Annotated in this window: 8 protein-coding genes; 7 read left to right on the top strand and 1 reads right to left on the bottom strand. The window is 45.6% G+C overall.

Features of this window, described 5'->3' with window-relative positions; translation table 11 throughout:
* The 5 genes from BT112_RS02200 to BT112_RS02175 all read left to right on the top strand — a co-directional run.
* Window positions 1-399, top strand: a 399-nt coding sequence (locus tag BT112_RS02200; RefSeq protein ID WP_217652315.1) for a hypothetical protein, incomplete at its 5' end; no start/stop codon positions are given.
* A gap of 88 nt (window positions 400-487) precedes the next feature.
* Window positions 488-1,732, top strand: a complete 1,245-nt coding sequence (locus BT112_RS02195; RefSeq protein WP_175545725.1) for a PI-PLC domain-containing protein — start codon at window positions 488-490, stop codon at window positions 1,730-1,732.
* A gap of 15 nt (window positions 1,733-1,747) precedes the next feature.
* Window positions 1,748-7,546 (top strand): MBG domain-containing protein, encoded by a 5,799-nt coding sequence (locus tag BT112_RS02190; RefSeq protein WP_072315733.1) that lies wholly within the window; start codon window positions 1,748-1,750, stop codon window positions 7,544-7,546.
* Between the two features lie 14 nt (window positions 7,547-7,560).
* Window positions 7,561-8,436, top strand: a complete 876-nt coding sequence (locus BT112_RS02185; protein WP_072315732.1) for a hypothetical protein — start codon at window positions 7,561-7,563, stop codon at window positions 8,434-8,436.
* Window positions 8,437-9,261: 825 nt separating this feature from the next.
* Window positions 9,262-10,221, top strand: a complete 960-nt coding sequence (locus BT112_RS02175) for a calcium/sodium antiporter (protein ID WP_072315730.1) — start codon at window positions 9,262-9,264, stop codon at window positions 10,219-10,221.
* A 494-nt stretch (window positions 10,222-10,715) separates the two neighbouring features.
* Here the strand turns inward: BT112_RS02175 and BT112_RS02170 are convergent, their stop codons facing one another.
* Window positions 10,716-11,801: a hypothetical protein gene (locus BT112_RS02170; protein ID WP_139275944.1), complete on the bottom strand. Its 1,086-nt coding sequence runs from the start codon at window positions 11,799-11,801 to the stop codon at window positions 10,716-10,718.
* Between the two features lie 107 nt (window positions 11,802-11,908).
* On the opposite strand from BT112_RS02170, the gene BT112_RS02165 reads away from it, so the two are divergent.
* The gene (locus BT112_RS02165) at window positions 11,909-14,344 is read left to right on the top strand and encodes a TonB-dependent receptor (RefSeq protein ID WP_072315899.1); all 2,436 of its coding nucleotides are present in this window, start codon (window positions 11,909-11,911) and stop codon (window positions 14,342-14,344) included.
* A 596-nt stretch (window positions 14,345-14,940) separates the two neighbouring features.
* Window positions 14,941-17,304, top strand: a complete 2,364-nt coding sequence (locus BT112_RS02160; RefSeq protein WP_072315728.1) for a TonB-dependent receptor — start codon at window positions 14,941-14,943, stop codon at window positions 17,302-17,304.
* The last annotated feature ends 17 nt before the right edge of the window (window positions 17,305-17,321 follow it).

Below are 17,321 nucleotides of genomic sequence, written 5' to 3'. Positions count from 1 at the left end.
TTTGCATATAAAGTTCAATTTCCGTTTGTGATAGATGACAGCGTGTTTTTCTACGGCCAAAACATGAAGGAAAAGAACTGGTTTATTCAGGAATTGCTTCCCGGTGGAAAAATGGGTACAGAAACCGACCATGGAAAATGGGGTCATGCTTATGCAGTTCAATTCCATTACAAAATCAATCATAACCTGTATTTCTATGGTCAGAACATCGATACCAATTACTGGTTTATTCAACGACTCCATGACAATGGAACAATGGGTGATGAAATCCAGGGCGGATTCTGGAAATATCCATACGGGGTTCAGTTCCCATTCAAACTGGGGCAAAACCAATACTTCTATGGACAAAAAATATCTTCGGGATATAATTGGTTCATACAACAATTAATGGACGTTTAATAGTATAGTTATGGGACAAGGAAGCCACATTTTAATCCAGAACCGGACCGATCAGGATTGGATATGTTTTCACAATCATAAATACCAAATGGACGGTTGGAAATTCCCAAAAAAAATCGAAGCAGGGACTGAAGTCCGTGTATATGTTGAATTTTGTGAAGGTGTATTTAAAGATGAGCACGATGATGGTGGTGAAGTAAAGTATAGATTTGCTTCTGATACCGATGAAACCCCATCGAGATATATTGAGTTTGCTGCAACTTTTAAACATGACCGGGATGTTTATGTTAAATTAGTTGATGTACCGAGCAAACCAGAAGCCTTAAACAAGACCATAGATTTAGGTTGGCGGCATGATGGCTCAATGCCTTTTGCCTTATATGGTTCCAAAGGGAATTATTTTCCCATCGACCCGGGTAACTGGATGCAGGCCACCATGGATGCCATTGGGGAATACACCTTAAAGGAAATAGCGATTCCCGGGTCGCATGATGCAGGTATGTATAAACGTAACGGGCATACCCTCTTTGGAGAGGATTGCAATACCTTAACACAAACACTCTCCATCGGGGGGCAATTGGCCAACGGTTCGAGGTATTTTGATATACGCCCTGTTATCAGCGGCGACCAATATTACACCGGCCATTATACGAAAGCCATAAAAATGACCTGGCAAGGAGCCAATGGAGAATCTGTTTCCGACATAATAAAAGAAGTTAATGAATTCACTTCGAAGAGAAAAGAACTTATTATCCTTAATCTTTCCCACGACTATAATGCCGATGTTGGCAATGCCAGTTATCGGCATTTCAATGAGGAGGAATGGACCGGCCTGTTCGGGCAATTGTCCAAAATAAACGGATTGCTCCATTCGGAAGCAAATGACCTGACCCATGTAAAATTAAACGATTTGCTTGCAGATGGCAGTAAGGTTATTGTTGTCACGGAAAAGTTGGATAAAAGCCAGTTAGGGAAGTATTATCGAAAAGGATTCTTCACTTCCAGCGAATTCAACGTGTATAATAAATATGCTGATACAAATTCTGTTTCGCAGATGATGGCAGACCAGATAAAAAAAATGAAAGAACATCGTGCTGCCTATTTCCTGCTTTCATGGACCCTTACGCAATCACATAGAGAAGCTGCCACCTGTTTTCTATTCCCGAGCGATAGCATACTGGACCTTGCCAAAACTGCAAACGCCAACCTTTACAGGGCTTTCGATGAAATTTCCGGTTCACTATACCCGAATATAGTTTATATAGACAAGTTTGATAGTCCTTTGGCGCTTTCACTTGTTTTGTATATCAACGCTCTTGTATGTGACAATTGATAAAACCAGACCTATATGAAGATACCTTTACGCTTTTTAAAACAATCCTCTCCATTTGCTATAGCTCAAAACATCGTTGTACTGATGATACTGCTGTTTACGGGTTTACCGGGTTCGGGTGTTTTTGCACAATCGTGTGCAGGTTCACAGGTGCACTTTTATAATCCTGTTCTCGGGGTAGACCAGACCTATACGGTGCCTTACGACCCGGGAAGGGAAGTAGTATTGGAATCTTTTACGCCCGTTGGAGGTTCCCTGGGGGAAAGTCCCGGAATCCGTACAACCAATGTGAGCTATGAAAGCAGCGACCCTACCGTTGCTGTTATACGTGAAGAGAATAGTAGGTTCTATCTTGTAATTCAAGGGGCGGGGACAAGTACGATAGCAGTTCATTACGATGACGACCCGGCCGGCTGCAAAACGGTGTTTACCTTAGAAGTGCTTCCTCCGGTCATTCAACCGGGCGTTGGCAATATTCTCTACGTCAATCGGGGTGTTTCCGGGGGTAACGGAAGTGGCGATCGCTGGACCAATGCTATCCCCGAACTTCGCGATGCCCTGGCCTGGGCCGCCGATAATTGGGATGCGGATATCAACGGTACCTTACAGGTTTGGGTAGCCAAAGGCAAATACCTCCCCACCGACAATCCTGCCGATCGCGGGGCCTATTTCCCATTGTTGGGCAGTGTGGAAATTTACGGTGGTTTTAACGCTACGGAAACCGGTCTTGAAGACCGGGACCGGCAGCAAAATGTTACCATACTCAGCGGCGATATCGATGATAACGATACCGGGGTAGACGGGATTATTACCGACCCCGAGACACAGATTCATGGGAATAACAGCCACCATGTGGTCATCGCCCTGGACCGGGATACCGGTGCGGTGCTGGACGGGGTGACCATCACGGCCGGTATGGCTGATGGCACTCAATTTGCCACAGCCGGAAACGCCGGAGACAGTGAGGGCGGAGGGATGTTTATCATGGGATCATCGCTCACGCTTACCCATATAACCTTCCGTGGAAATTATGCGAGCCTTGGTGGAGGTGGTTTGGTTGTCTATAGTAGCGATATCGAGGTCGCCGGGTCTCAATTGATCAACAACCAGTCCGATAATGATGGTGGAGGAATAAACGCCGCTCACAGTACCCTGACCCTCATCAATAGTACCCTGACTAAAAATAAAGGGAAATCGGGTGGTGCAATTTCAAGTAGTGGCGGCATCCTCATGCTGATCAACAGTACCCTGAGCAGAAATAGGGCCGGCGCTGACGGCGGCGGGATTAATAATATGGAGAATACTGCCGTTACCCTGATCAACAGCATCCTGAGCGGAAACAGGGCGGAAGGTGAAGGTAATGAAATGTATAATTCATCGACGATTGACGGGGTCGTTAGCGTTTCCCACAGCCTGTACAACAACGGCACTAATGATATGGTGACTGCTGATTTCGGAAGTGGGGTTACTTTTGAGACTACGGCAGTGATCCATGCCGACCCGCAGTTTGCCGATCCCGATAACGACGACTACAGTCTTCTCGCTACCAGTCCTGCCATTAACACGGGCAGCAACACCCTCTGGGAAAACACAACGGGGTCACTGACCGGATCCGAAACCGACCTGGCCGGCAATGCCCGTGTTTATGCCTATGCCAACGGTGGAATGATCGACATTGGGGCCTATGAATTTCAGGGTAATCCTGAACCTCCTGTAGTAACGGATGTGGTAACCCCTGCTGACAGTACGTACAGTGCGGGGGAAAATCTGGATTTCACTGTTAATTTTGATAAAAATGTTGATGTAAATACATCCGGAGGGGCTCCAAGGCTTTCCATTACCATAGGAGCATCCACCCAATACGCAAACTATCTTTCAGGAAGTGGTACATCTTCTTTGGTATATCGCTATACGGTACAATCCGGGGATCAAGATAATGATGGGATAATTGTCGGCGCATTGGAGACAAATGGCGGAACCATTCAAAACGGGAATGTAGATGCAGATCTAACCCTTCAGAATGTTGGTAGTACTTCTGATATACGAATTGATGCAGTGGTACCTTCCGGATATTCGGTATCGATAGATCAGGCACAAATCAATATTTCCAATACCTCTGCAGTTAGTTTTACTTTTGCCGGAGCAGAAGCAGGAGCAACCTACAATTATGCTTTCACCAGTTCAGGTGGAGGCACACCTGTTACCGGTTCGGGAACTATAATTACTGCCACTGATCAGATATCGGATGTTGATTTAAGTAGTTTGAGTGATGGAATAATTATGTTAGATATGACTTTGACAGATCGTGTGGGGAATGCAGGATCAGCAACTAATGATACGGTAAATAAAGATACGGTGGCGCCGGCCGGTTATTCGGTGTCAATTGATCAATCGGAAATTAATGCCACCAATGAAGCTGCCGTTAGTTTAACCCTTATTGGAGCAGAAGTCGGGGCGAAGTATACTTATACTTTTTCCAGTTCAGGTGGTGGTACGGATGTTAGCGGATCAGGAACCTTAAGTGCAGCCACACGTCAAATAGGAGGAATAGATTTAAGCGGATTGGAAAACGGTACAATTACCCTTACAATATCGCTGGAAGATAGTTTTGGAAATGCAGGAGTGCCAGTGATAGCAACAAGTATTAAAAATATAAATGAAGCTCCAATAGCAACAGCAGATGAGTTCAGTACCGATGTCAATACCGTCCTGACGAATAATGTGCTGACCAACGACAGCGACCCTGATGGTGATGCGATGACTGCCTCATTAGTTACTGCACCGATAAATGGGACTGTAGTACTGAATGCCGATGGTAGTTTAGCATACACTCCGAACCATAATTATGTTGGTTTGGACAGTTTGAATTACCAGGTTTGTGATTATGGTACCCCATCCTTATGTGACACGACAAGTGTGCGTTTTGAGGTAATCGATATAGCGGTTCCGACCGGTTATTCTGTGAGCTGGGACGATGACCTTATTAATGCATCGGAGGCAGGTGCAACGACCTTCACAGTATCTGATGTAGAAATCGGAACCACGCTTCATTATACACTATCCAGTAACGGGGATGGAAATAATCAAACCATTTCAGGTACTGCTGTTATAACAAATACCACGGATTATTATACCGTAGATGTGAGCAATTTGCCGAACGGAACTTTAACAATCGAGATCTATTTAACTTCCATATACGGCACTCCCGGAATGGTATCCAGTGATAATAGTGCGGTACTGGATAAAACCGCACCAGGCGGTTATGTTGTTGGCCTGGATCAGGATATTATCAATGCGGCCAACCAATCCGCTGTAAGTTTTACCTTTGCCGGTGCCGAAACTGGAGCAACTTATGCGTATACCTTTTCAAGCTCCGGGGGCGGGACGGATGTAACCGGGAACGGAACCATAGTATCTGCCACGGATCGGGTTACCGGGATAAACCTGAGCGGCCTGGGTGACGGAACCGTTACCTTGTCTGCTGTCCTTACCGATGCCGCCGGAAATACCGGGGCCTCCGTTACCGATACCCGTATAAAAAAGGTCAATACTGCCCCGACAGTCACCGGAGTTTCCGTAGCCGGAATCCTGACTGTAGGCGAACAGCTTACCGGGCATTATACGTTCACGGACCCGGACGGAGATACCGAAGCCGGTTCAGCGTACAGATGGTATCGTTCCGACGATGATACCGGAACAGGAAAGACGGTGATTTCCGGAGCCCTTTCCAGCCTGTACACCCTGCAGGGGGGCGACAGGGGGAAATATATCAGCTTTGAGGTTACTCCTGGCGATGGCGATATGTCGGGGTCCGCAGTAGAAAGTAGTCCGGTCGGTCCGGTCAAAGCAGATCAGTCCGTTACTTTTCCGGCTATTTCAGCAAAAACCTACGGAGATGCCATATTTACCCTCGGAGATGCGTATACCGACGGGGGGCTGTTGGTGACATACACAGCAGCCGATCCGACGGTGGTGAACATTAATGGAAACCAGGCCACGATCCTGAGGGCCGGGAGCACTACCATCACGGCCGTGCAACCCGGAGACAGTCATACCAACCCTGCTGTAGCGGTAGAACAAACCCTGACGGTAAACAAAGCCCCATTGCGCATTACCGCTGACGATCAAAGCAAGGTCTATGGTGCGACCGACCCGGCGTTAACGGTAAGTTATAACGGTTTTGTACATAATGATGAAGAGACCTTACTGGAGGGCACACTATCCGTAAGCCGGGCTCCCGGAGAGGACGCAGGCACGTATGCCATTACAGCTACCGGATATACCTCAGATAATTATGCCATCAGCTATACCGGAGGCATTTTTGAGATTACCCGGGCTGCAATAACCGTAACAGCTGACGGGCAAACCAAAGTGTATGGCACCGCCGACCCGGAACTTACCTATACCGTAAGTCCGGCCCTCGCCGGAAACGATACGTTTACGGGCATGCCTGTGCGTGAAACAGGGGAAGCGGTAGGGGAATATACGATTGCACAGGGAGCATTGACGGCCGGAAGCAATTATAATATCACTTTTGAAGAAGCCATACTAACCATCACTCCTGCAAATCTTGAGCACATTACATTTGATGATGGCGGATTTACTTATGACGGTTCGGTACATAGGCTTTCCGTTACGGGCCGGTTGCCCGCAGACGTATCGGTGACCTATCTGAACAACGGCCGGACAGATGCCGGAACCCAGACGGTTACGGCACGGATCGACGGGGGGGAGAATTACCGGGATACCGAACTCACGGCGACACTCACGGTGTACCGGGCCACTCAGCACATCGTATTCCGGCCCATTCCTTCCCGGAACCTCGAAAGTACGTCCGGGTTTGTATTGGACGCCTATACAGCCTCCGGACTACCGGTAACTTATTCCTATACCTATGAAGGCTCCGGCCCGGCGGCCACGGTAAGCCCGGACGGAGCAGTGACCCTGCTTTCTTCGGGAGAAATAACGATCACCGCCAACCAGGAAGGTAACCCTAATTTTTTACCGGCGCCTCCCGTAAGCCGTACCTTGCGCATCAGCAGTAGTGATGCCGCTATCCGTACATTGCGCATCGCCGGAATGGTCTATGAAAATCCGGGACCGGAAACCCGTTACGTGGTAGATTGCGATCGTATGGCAGGTTCCGTGGAAGTAGCCATAGAAACCGAAGCCAATGCCATAGTTAACCCGGCGCATCAATTCACTGTAGATCTGCCCCGACCGGGCCTGTATACCGAGACAATAACGGTGATCTCTGAAGACGGAAATACGACCAGGACCTATAAGGTTGTCCTGGAAAAACGGTTTGCTTCTGACGATATTATTATTCAGAAATTCAACAACGTACTGCTGGTCAACAACAACCCGCAGACCAATGGCGGTTATGACTTCGTAACTTACGCCTGGTACAAAAACGGCAACTATACAGGTAGCGGACAATACTATTCGGCCGGAGATAACAGCACGGATCTCCTGGATCCTGATGCTACCTATCATGTGGAAATGACCACCACGGACGGACAGGTATTGCGATCCTGCCCCATGAAGCCGCAAATACAGCACAGCGGAAAGATCATTGTATATCCAAACCCTGTACTCACGGGAAATACCGTAAATATACAGGCTGATATTCCGGAAGCCAAACGGGAAAATATGAAGGTGCAGCTCTATAACCATACCGGTCGTGAAATCAAACACTTTGTTACGGACAGAAAAAATAATACGGTTCAGGTTTCGGGCATGCTTCCCGGGGTGTATATTATCCGGTGTACTACAGATGACCTGCAAAAGTCCTTTAAGATCATTGTGAAATAAAAAGTACTATATCTATGAAGATAGTTTCATCCTGCATAAAACATAACATTCCTGTTGTTTTGCTGTTTCTGCTCACCCTGCCCAGGGGCTACGGGCAGCAAAAGCACGAAGTATCGGTCTATGTCAACGGTGTATTTTCATCGCTTCGTTATGATATGAACAAAGGTCAGCGCTTCCGTTCGGACAATGCGGGTGGGGGCATTGGCTATGCCTATGCGTTGAACAGACACTGGAGCCTCGGATTGGGAGGGGAAATACAGTCCTATAACTCCCGGGCGGTTTTCAACGGATTGGAGGACCGTTATCCCGCGATTGATCCCGAGGGGGAGAAATTTGAATTTAATTACAAAGCCGATACCTATGAAGAACGACAATATGTGTACTACCTGAACCTCCCCCTTACGGTGACCTACCAGTCCGGAGGAGAGGCCACCCGGTTTTATGCTGCGGGAGGATTGTCACTCGGGCTGCCCCTGCATACGGAATACAGTGTAAGAACAAAGGGGCTTCACACCAGTGGCTATTACCCGCAATGGAATGCCCTTCTGGAAGCCCCTTTGTTTATGGGGTTGGGAGATTTTGGCAACCAAAGTATAAACGGACAGGAACTGGAGCTCAACAATTCGTATAACCTGCTTCTCGAAACCGGGATCAAGTCCATGATCAATAAGAAGAATGCGCTTTACCTCGGGATCTTTATGGAATACGGATTGAATACAGTTCATAAAACCGGAACGAATGACCTGGTGAGCTACAGTACCCAGAGCCCGGGGGAGTTTACCTATAACCCTGTGTTTACATCCTCAGGTAAAACAGGACGTTATTCCTATACCGGGGATGTCAGGACCATGGCAGCAGGGATAAAAATCAGGTATGCGTTTTTATGGTGATTGTTCCTGGATTTCAGGATGTCGGTTTCCTGTACATCCCATTCCACAAACTGTTTCCGAGGATAAATTTTTCCGTCAGGCCTTCAAAAGTATGTGGCCATTTCTGTGATATCGGTTGGAGCTTTAATTTTTTTCGTTGCTTTTAGCCCATTACTTTCCTGAATTCGATTTTTTGAGCCTGTCATTGAAAAAATGACAGACTATAATGGTTCAGGATCAGTCCACAGGGAGGGGGGCGGAGCCAGAATTTAGTACCGGTGGAAAAGCAGGGGGATCTGTAAAGAGTATGGTTTTTTATCCGAAACAGCGAATAAAATATCCATCCGGGAAAGAAGTCATTGGATTTATTACATTTGTGGTGTGATAGACATGATTAAAATTTCGGGAATCATTCTTCTTGCCGCCATCTGCAGTCTTGCATTGAGGGAAATGGACAATTCCGGGTGTGCGAAAAGCGTGCACCAGGATAAACAGGAACTGTATTCTGAAATTAATTCCGGAGCTATCCTAAATCATTTTATCCGTACTAAAAGTTCGGTTTCGGGAGGGTATCACACTTCTTTTTCTTTTTTGAAATTCAAGGCATTTGATGGACTTTCCACTTTATCGGCTATTGATGGACATACTGGTAGTGCTGTTTTTGGAAAAAACCCGAATGTGCCCGAATGTTTTGCTTTCCGCGACCGAAAATCCAAAATTATTTTTCCCTTCCACAATTTCTGGTGATCTTGAGTACTACCATACCTGATGTTTTAAGGTGTGTGGTAATACTATACGGAACACTTTTTTATTTAGGCAAAACTCTTTACTTAGATACGCTATATTATGGTTTTATCTCTTTTATTGGTTGCCGTGGGATTTGTGCTACTAATCTTTGGCGCAAACTGGCTGGTTGACGGAGGCTCCTTATTAGCAAAAAAATACAAGGTTTCCGACCTGGCCATTGGTTTGACCATTATAGCTTTCGGTACTTCCGCACCTGAACTGGTGGTTAACCTGATAGCCTCAACGAACGGGTATTCCGATATTATTTTAGGTAATATCATCGGGAGCAATAATTTTAACCTGTTTATTATTCTGGGAATTACCGGAATGATTATGCCTGTAACGGTTAAAACATCGACCTCATGGAGAGAGATCCCGGTTTCGCTCTTCGTCGCTGTGCTTCTTTTGTTATTGGCTCATAATTTCTATGTTCAAAATTCGGCACCCGAACTCAGCAGAATTGATGGGATTATTATGCTGGTGCTGTTTGTACTGTTCCTTTATTATGTATTTACACAGCTAAAGTCTGACCATACCTCGGAGCATATCACCTCTACACAGAAGCCCATGTGGCAGATCCTCGGATTGATTATTATCGGTTTAGCGGGATTGGTTTCAGGGGGAAAACTCGTAGTCACCCATAGTGTGGCCATAGCCACGGAACTCGGAGTCAGTGAAAAGATTATAGGGCTTACCATAGTTGCAGCCGGCACCTCACTACCGGAACTGGTAACTTCTGTTGTTGCCGCATGGAAAAAGAACAGCGATATAGCCATAGGCAATGTGATCGGTTCAAATATCTTTAACATACTCCTGATCTTATCCGTAAGTAGCCTGGTTACCCCTGTGGCCTATACATCCGGGTTTGATCAGGATATCTATATCTTAATCGGCGGAACGGTTTTGCTACTGTTGTTTATGCTTACCGGGAAGAAAAAGAGGATCGATCGTTGGGAAGCCGCTCTTTTGTTTCTGTTCTATACGTCCTACACTGTTTATTTGGTGATCAAGGAGTTTTAGGAGCGTACTCCGGAAAACTGGGTGAAATTTTATAAAAAACGAATAAAAGGAACGGGAAACATAGATGGAATAAAGATTTTTAGTGGTCTCCGTAGAAGTCAAACGCATGCACTTTAGTGCATCTCGCTTCAGCTTCTAAAAATCTTTGTCTTTGAGCATGGGAAATCAGGGAGTCAATGGGCATACGGATACAGTAAGATTTCGGTATGGCATGTTGATCATAAAAGGGTAAGATTTTATGGCAAAAAATGGTCTGAGGAAGTAATAATTAAAAAGAGGGTGTCCAAAAAGTATTTTTAACCTTCTGATATTTGCGTATTTGAATTTTGTCCCGGATACCTATCCGAATAAAAAAGAGGCTGCCTTGACTTGAGACAGCCTCCTTTTACCCGGTCATCGAAATTGAGCCTGAACTAAACGGACGGGCAAGCTTGATTGCCGTTCGGTTAGTCGCTATGAGGTTAACTCCGAATTCAAAGCTGGTTTGTTCTGAACTATTCCAAAGCCAGGGTAAGGGTCGTAGTGCGTTCGATTCCTGTAGATGAAATGGCTTTTATGGTAAGCAGATAGTCCCCCGGATCCAAGGTGTTGTTTTCTTGGGTGGTGACTTCACCGGTGTCTTCTACAATACCGAAAATCCGGTTTATATCTTCGAAGGGTAGTCCGTCTTTTTCGATACTTACGATTTCAAAGGTCCCTTTATATTCTGCAGGATATAGTACCGGAGCACTGGTTTTGGAGCCTCCCGCTACGGAAAGATGAAGTAGATTGAGTAAAATACTCATATCACCTTCTGGCAAATATATACCATAGAAAAACTTGAGTTCGGGGATAAAAATAACTTGGAAAGATGCGGAGGCTATGGGGAACCCGTTCTTTAATAATGAGGGCTTAAGGTCGTATTTGGTTTCTTCCTGCCGGGCAGGGTTACCTTCTATGCCGGAAAAGATAATTTTATTGTTGTCAAGACGGATTGATGCATCTTCAACCGGTTCAGGCAAGAACCATGAAGTATTGTCTCCTGAAATGAAAGGTGCTGTCAATTCAAAAGCGGTATCCTCATTGCTGTATAGTGCATAGGTAAACAAAATACCGCTACTGTTTTCTGTTCCCTTTATGTCTATCTTTTCCGGAAGTATCTTAAGGGAAACGATTTGTTCTCCCACGATCTTTTCATTGCGGTCCCTGGCAAGTACAAGGATCTTATAGGCATCGGGAATACGCTTGTTCTCTATCTCAGATGTAATGCCGTTCGGGTACAACATATTGCTGTTGCATCTGATATGTGCATGATCACCGTTATGGATGACAATTGCGCGGGCCAGTTGTTCGCGTAAGCTGATTGAGTTACCGACCTGTACCTCTGTAGTTTCATTAAAGTCAAGAGAAAATGTGATGTCCTTTTGTTCCGGAAGTACTCCGGACAAGTCGATATCGATTTCTTCTCCATAGGGTACCTCAAATGTTGTAGGGATGTCGATAGCGATGATATCAGGAGAAGAATCGTCATCTTTACTACAGGAGAATTGTAATAATGCCGTGTAGGCAATAGCCAGAAATTTAGTGTAATTTTTAAACATATAAAGCTTGTTTTTTTGGCGAAAGTAATAAAAAGATTTTAAATATTGCGACAATGTTGCATGTATGGGAATGTTTTCTATTTTTGCGCCACATCAATAGTTCTATCATGCAAGACCGGCTTTATATCATTTTTATTTTTTTTGCTGTTTTTTCTTTTGATCTTCACGATTTACGTGCCCAGGAAAGAGTAACCAAAGATAGTTTAGCGGTTATTGAACTCCTTGAGACGATTGTAGTCGGAGATGCTTCTCCCGGCGCTAAGCGTATTGTTGGGAAACGGGAGTATCTGGATGATGAAAAAATTAACATGGTCCGGTCACAAACTCTTGGGGCGGCCCTCAGCCATATCCCCGGAGTACAAAATTCATATTTCGGACCCAACTCCGGAACGCCGGTTATCCGGAGTATGAGTGGAAATCGTGTTAAGGTATTATCTAATGGGGCCGTACTGAATAATTTATCCGGCATAAGTCCCAATCTTGATGTTCAGATAGATACGGATAATCTGCTGGGGATAGAGGTGTATAAAGGGAATGCAGCGGTATTGTACGGAGGCAGAGCTATCGGTGGAGCCGTAAACATGCATGATAATACCATTCCTTCTGCCTTATTTCCGGAAGAGGTGCAGGGGCATGCCATTGTCGAGGCCGGTACCAATAGTGGTTACCGGCAGGCAGTTAATATTAACGGGAATCTCGGGAAATATTGGGCATGGCACATAGGGGGTATGAACCGGAGGAATGACGATCTGAAAATTCCGGGAAATACCAAAGCCCCTATAGCTTATGATCCAGATATTGACGATCTTACCCAGTCCCTCGCCCAGGTCTATGTAGACGCCGAAAATATCCGTAACCTTAGCCTTTATCCTTACCTGAGCCAGTATGTCATGGACCGGCTTGGCGATCCGAAATGGGGACTTACTCAGGATGATCTTTATACGTTTGACGAATATTCTTATGTTAACGGGGAGAATATCCGTAATCCGGATAACGAGTACTATGTGGCAGGGCAGGATCCGGATACGCCGCTATACAATAAGGTAGTTCACGGCATATATGATTATGCACCGGTGACCAAAGGGATCATGCCCAACAGTCATGCCAGAAGTAAAGCTGTAAACTTCGGGACGAGTTATATCCGGAATAATTTTAGAATGGGGATAGGTTATCGGTACGTGGAAAGATATTATGGTATACCGGGATTTGCATTGACGTCCAGGCCCTCACACAATCATGGTCATGACCACAGTCATGATCACAACCATCATACAGCGGAAAGAGCTCATGAATACGCCCCGATAAATACATCCGGAATTTCGCATAGTACACTTTTGGAATCTGAATATAAACCTGTAGAAACTATATTTTCTACAATACGGCTGAATTACGTAATGCAGGTTTCTGACGATCGCGAGCTGGTGGGAAGCGCTCCGGGAAATAAATTTGACAGTAACCGGCACACCGTACGTATTGAGGCAGAACAAAAGGCATGGAAATTCGGGAAAGGACTTAGCGGTATCGATTATGCTTATTTCAGGATGAAAGGGGAGGGAGAACAACGGTATCTGCCCAATAATCAGAGTCGTGAATTCGGAGTGTTCACCCTGCAGCAGCTGAATTACCATTCGTTGATGCTTAATCTGGGATATCGGTATGACCGGGTGAGCCGGCGTGTATTGTCTGATCCTGATTATAAGACAGGCCGCGGACTTGCGGGAGGCGAATTGTCGGACCGGAATTTTGGTTTGAATCAGTTTACGGGAGACTTGCGCTGGAATTTTTGGAAAGCGGGTTTTATGAACATATCGTTTAACCATGCCGAACGGGCCCCCGAAGTCAATGAGCTTTATGCAGGGAATGATCATTTTGCTATTATGATTGAAGAGAACGGTGACGACAGGCTGGACAAGGAAACAGCCAGGACTTACGAATTCGGAGGCGGGGTGGATTACGGGAGATGGCATGCCAGCTTGACGTATTACCATACCTTTTTTGACGACTACCTGTATCTCGCACATACCGGAATATCACGCTCCGGAGGGTTCCTGGTCAAAGAATGGAGAGGCTCGGATACGGAGATCAGCGGTTGGGAAGCGACATTGAATTACAGGTATACCTGGGGTAAGGAAAACAGTTGGGAGATATCATCTTTTTTTGACCTGGTAAAGAACAAAAATACCTCCGATGACCCTGTCAGAAAATGGGCAGAAGGAGATTATATGCCCAATTTGCCTACAAGCCGATATAATTTTTCTTCAACTATAGTTGTCGGAAAGTTTCTGTTGTATATGGCTTTTGAAAGGTATGGTAAGCAGCGATATTTAGGGAAGAACATTAATCCCGAACCCCCTATGCCGGCATATTCATTGCTTTCCGGACGATTCGCATACCGGTTTCAGATAAAACAGTATGCATTGGAAGTTTATGCTTTCGGAAGTAATCTTCTCAATGCAGAAGCCCGTCCACAAAATTCATACCTGAAATATCTGGCTCCGCTTCCTGGTCGCAATATAACCATAGGCCTTAAAGCCATACTCTGAGTATATATGAACATCGGAAATCCCGGACAGGAATTTTGAAATCTTTCGGGCGTACCTGTTGTACCGCATAAGCCGGCAATCTTCAGTGATCAGGGATGTATAACGGGAACGCTGTGGTACATGTCTGCCTTACAGGGAAGCCGGTCCGGGGGTTATCCCGGTCATCGGGTAAAACCAAATCTGCTCCGCGGTCAGGATAACGGGTGTCCATGTATCACAAGACCCTTTTCTGATTGGCGGTTATGGAATTCCTAAAGTAAATATTCAATTCTCGGACATTTCGGCGGTCAAAAACAGGGAATATTTATTTCGGCCACGCCCGGATTCCGCTTATCTGCTATTCCGGGATGTTATTTGAATGATACTATTTTTTAATATTTAAATGATACATTGTCGCATTTAATGCGTACTTTTGTATCCGTATTCCGATGGAAATAAGTGGCATGTAAGTTGGTCAAAGACAAAAATGGAAGTTGAATAGTACGGCTCTTACTGTTTCCTGTCTATGAGATACAAATATTATTAACTTACATTTTCGTTTATTGAAAATAAATAATTAGCTTTGACTAACTTTAATATTAACCTTATTTAATAAAATGAAATTTATTTACCTTGTCACCTTGCTTTTTCCTGTTTTACTGTTCTCACAGGAAAAGGATATTATCAAAGGAACAGTCGTGGAAGGCAAACATGGTGTTGCTTTTGCCAATATCAGTGTAGTAGGCAGTTCGGCCGGGGTTGCTGCGGATCATCGGGGGCAATATGTCCTCGAACTGCCTCCTGGAGTGTACACCCTTCATATACAGGCCATAGGCTTTAAATCTGTAGAAAAAACTATTGCTACCGGAGAATACCGGGAAAAGGCTCTCGATTTTGAACTGGAAGAAGATATGCTCGGGCTGGAAGAAGTAGTGATCAGCGGTACCCGGAATCGTGTCAATGTTAAAAAATCTCCCGTGGTAGTCAATGTACTGGATGCGAAGCTGTTTAATGCTACCCAATCTATTTCTGTTGCCGATGGGCTGAATTACCAGCCTGGGGTACGGGTGGAAACCAACTGCCAGAACTGTGGGTTTACCCAGGTACGGCTAAACGGGCTTGACGGGAGTTATACACAGGTATTGGTAAACAGTCGTGCGGTATTCAGTGCGCTGAACAGTGTATATGGCCTGGAACAGATCCCGGCTTCCATTCTCGATCGTATAGAGGTGGTACGTAGTGGCGGATCGGCTTTGTACGGGTCTAATGCTATTGCCGGAACAGTGAATATCATTACGAAAGAGCCGGTATTGAACTCCTGGCAGATAGAGGGAAGCCTAGGGCTTATAGACGGTAAGACGCCAGACCGTACCCTGAATGTCAATGCTACGGTAGTGAGCGAAGACCTGAACAGCGGAATTACCGTCTACGGTATGAAACGTGACCGGGACAGTTATGATGCCAATAATGACGGTTTTACGGAGATTACAGAATTAAAGAACAATACCCTGGGTACCAAGGCCTTTATCAGGCCCTCGCACCACAGTAAACTGACACTCGATTTTACGGCACTTGAAGAATACCGAAGAGGGGGAGATCACCTGGAACTGGCACCCCACCTGACAGATATTACGGAACAACTGGACCACAATACCGTAATGGGAGGCCTTACTTACGAGATTACCAATGATGATAAGAGCAATGCTTTTTCGGTGTACACCTCTGCACAATACACGGACAGGAAAAGTTTTTATGGCGGACTCGGAGGCGGACGTACGCGCCAGGATTCCATAAGCGCTGCCAATGCTTACGGAAATACGGATGATCTGGCCCTGCTTATGGGCGGTCAGTATACCCGCCATTTCAAAAACAGTCATGATATCCTGACTATAGGAAGCGAGTATAACCTGAGTAGTACCCAGGATAATATCCCCGGGTATAATCGTTTCATAGATCAGAAGGTCAACAGTATCGGTACCTTTGCCCAGTATGAATGGAAACCTACCGAAAAATTTACGATCCTGGCAGGAGGTCGGCTGGATTATGTGAATGTAGAGGGAGACTATTCTGTTCAGAATGTAAACCGTTCCTCCGAGATCGATCAGGTCGTGCTGAGTCCCAGGCTTACCCTCATGTACAATTTTGCCGAAGGCTGGCAGTTCCGGGGCGGGTATGCCCGCGGGTTCCGTGCCCCACAGGCCTTTAACGAAGACCTGCATGTGTCGTCCGTAGGTGGAGAACCGCAATTTGTCATTCTTTCTGAAGAGTTGGAAACGGAGTATTCCAATGCATTTACGGCCTCTTTCAACTACGCCAAAAATTTTAACAAGCTTCAAACCAATATTTTGGTAGAAGGGTTTTATACCGATCTCGAAAATCCGTTTACCACGGTAAGTACAGGGGCAAGTCTTCCTAACGGATCTATACTTGAAGAGGTCAGGAACGGGGAAGGGGCCTATGTTACCGGGGCGAATATAGAGATAGGGGTATCTCCCTCATCCAGGTATACTTTCCAGTTGGGAGGAACCGTACAACAATCGCGTTACCGGGAACAACAACTATTATTTGAAGCTGATGGTTCGGTACAGGGAGAGACGGATATTGCTATCCGGAAGTTTGTTCGCAACCCCAATGTATATGGATACCTGAATACCAATATGAGGCTATTCGAAGAAACTACCCTCGATATTACCGGAACATATACCGGTCCTATGACCGTACCACTGGTGATTAGTGATAGCGGTTTTATGCAACTGAACAAGAGCAATTCCTTTTACGATATGAATCTGAAACTAAGCCATCATATTGATGTCAGCGATAATTTCCAGATGAATGTCTATGCCGGGGTGCGCAATGTTTTTAATAGCTATCAGGACGATTTTGATACCGGTGCCACGCGGGATTCCGACTATATCTATGGTCCGGCTCAACCCAGGACTATATATTTTGGCATTAAACTCGGCAATTTGCATAACCTGTAGGGGAGAGATGTTAGTTT

It is taken from the genome of Sinomicrobium oceani, from assembly GCF_900119185.1.
Taxonomy (GTDB): domain Bacteria; phylum Bacteroidota; class Bacteroidia; order Flavobacteriales; family Flavobacteriaceae; genus Sinomicrobium; species Sinomicrobium oceani.
The sequence above is the reverse complement of the archived record's forward strand: the minus strand, read 5'-3'. Positions and strand labels throughout refer to the sequence as shown.

Bases quoted from the DNA above. Each gene is read 5' to 3' on its own strand.
- BT112_RS02185 (WP_072315732.1), top strand. From the start codon at position 7,561: ATGAAGATAGTTTCATCCTGCATAAAACATAACATTCCTGTTGTTTTG.
- BT112_RS02195 (WP_175545725.1), top strand. From the start codon at position 488: ATGGACGGTTGGAAATTCCCAAAAAAAATCGAAGCAGGGACTGAAGTC.
- BT112_RS02170 (WP_139275944.1), bottom strand. From the start codon at position 11,801: ATGTTTAAAAATTACACTAAATTTCTGGCTATTGCCTACACGGCATTA.
- BT112_RS02175 (WP_072315730.1), top strand. From the start codon at position 9,262: ATGGTTTTATCTCTTTTATTGGTTGCCGTGGGATTTGTGCTACTAATC.
- BT112_RS02165 (WP_072315899.1), top strand. From the start codon at position 11,909: ATGCAAGACCGGCTTTATATCATTTTTATTTTTTTTGCTGTTTTTTCT.
- BT112_RS02190 (WP_072315733.1), top strand. From the start codon at position 1,748: ATGAAGATACCTTTACGCTTTTTAAAACAATCCTCTCCATTTGCTATA.
- BT112_RS02160 (WP_072315728.1), top strand. From the start codon at position 14,941: ATGAAATTTATTTACCTTGTCACCTTGCTTTTTCCTGTTTTACTGTTC.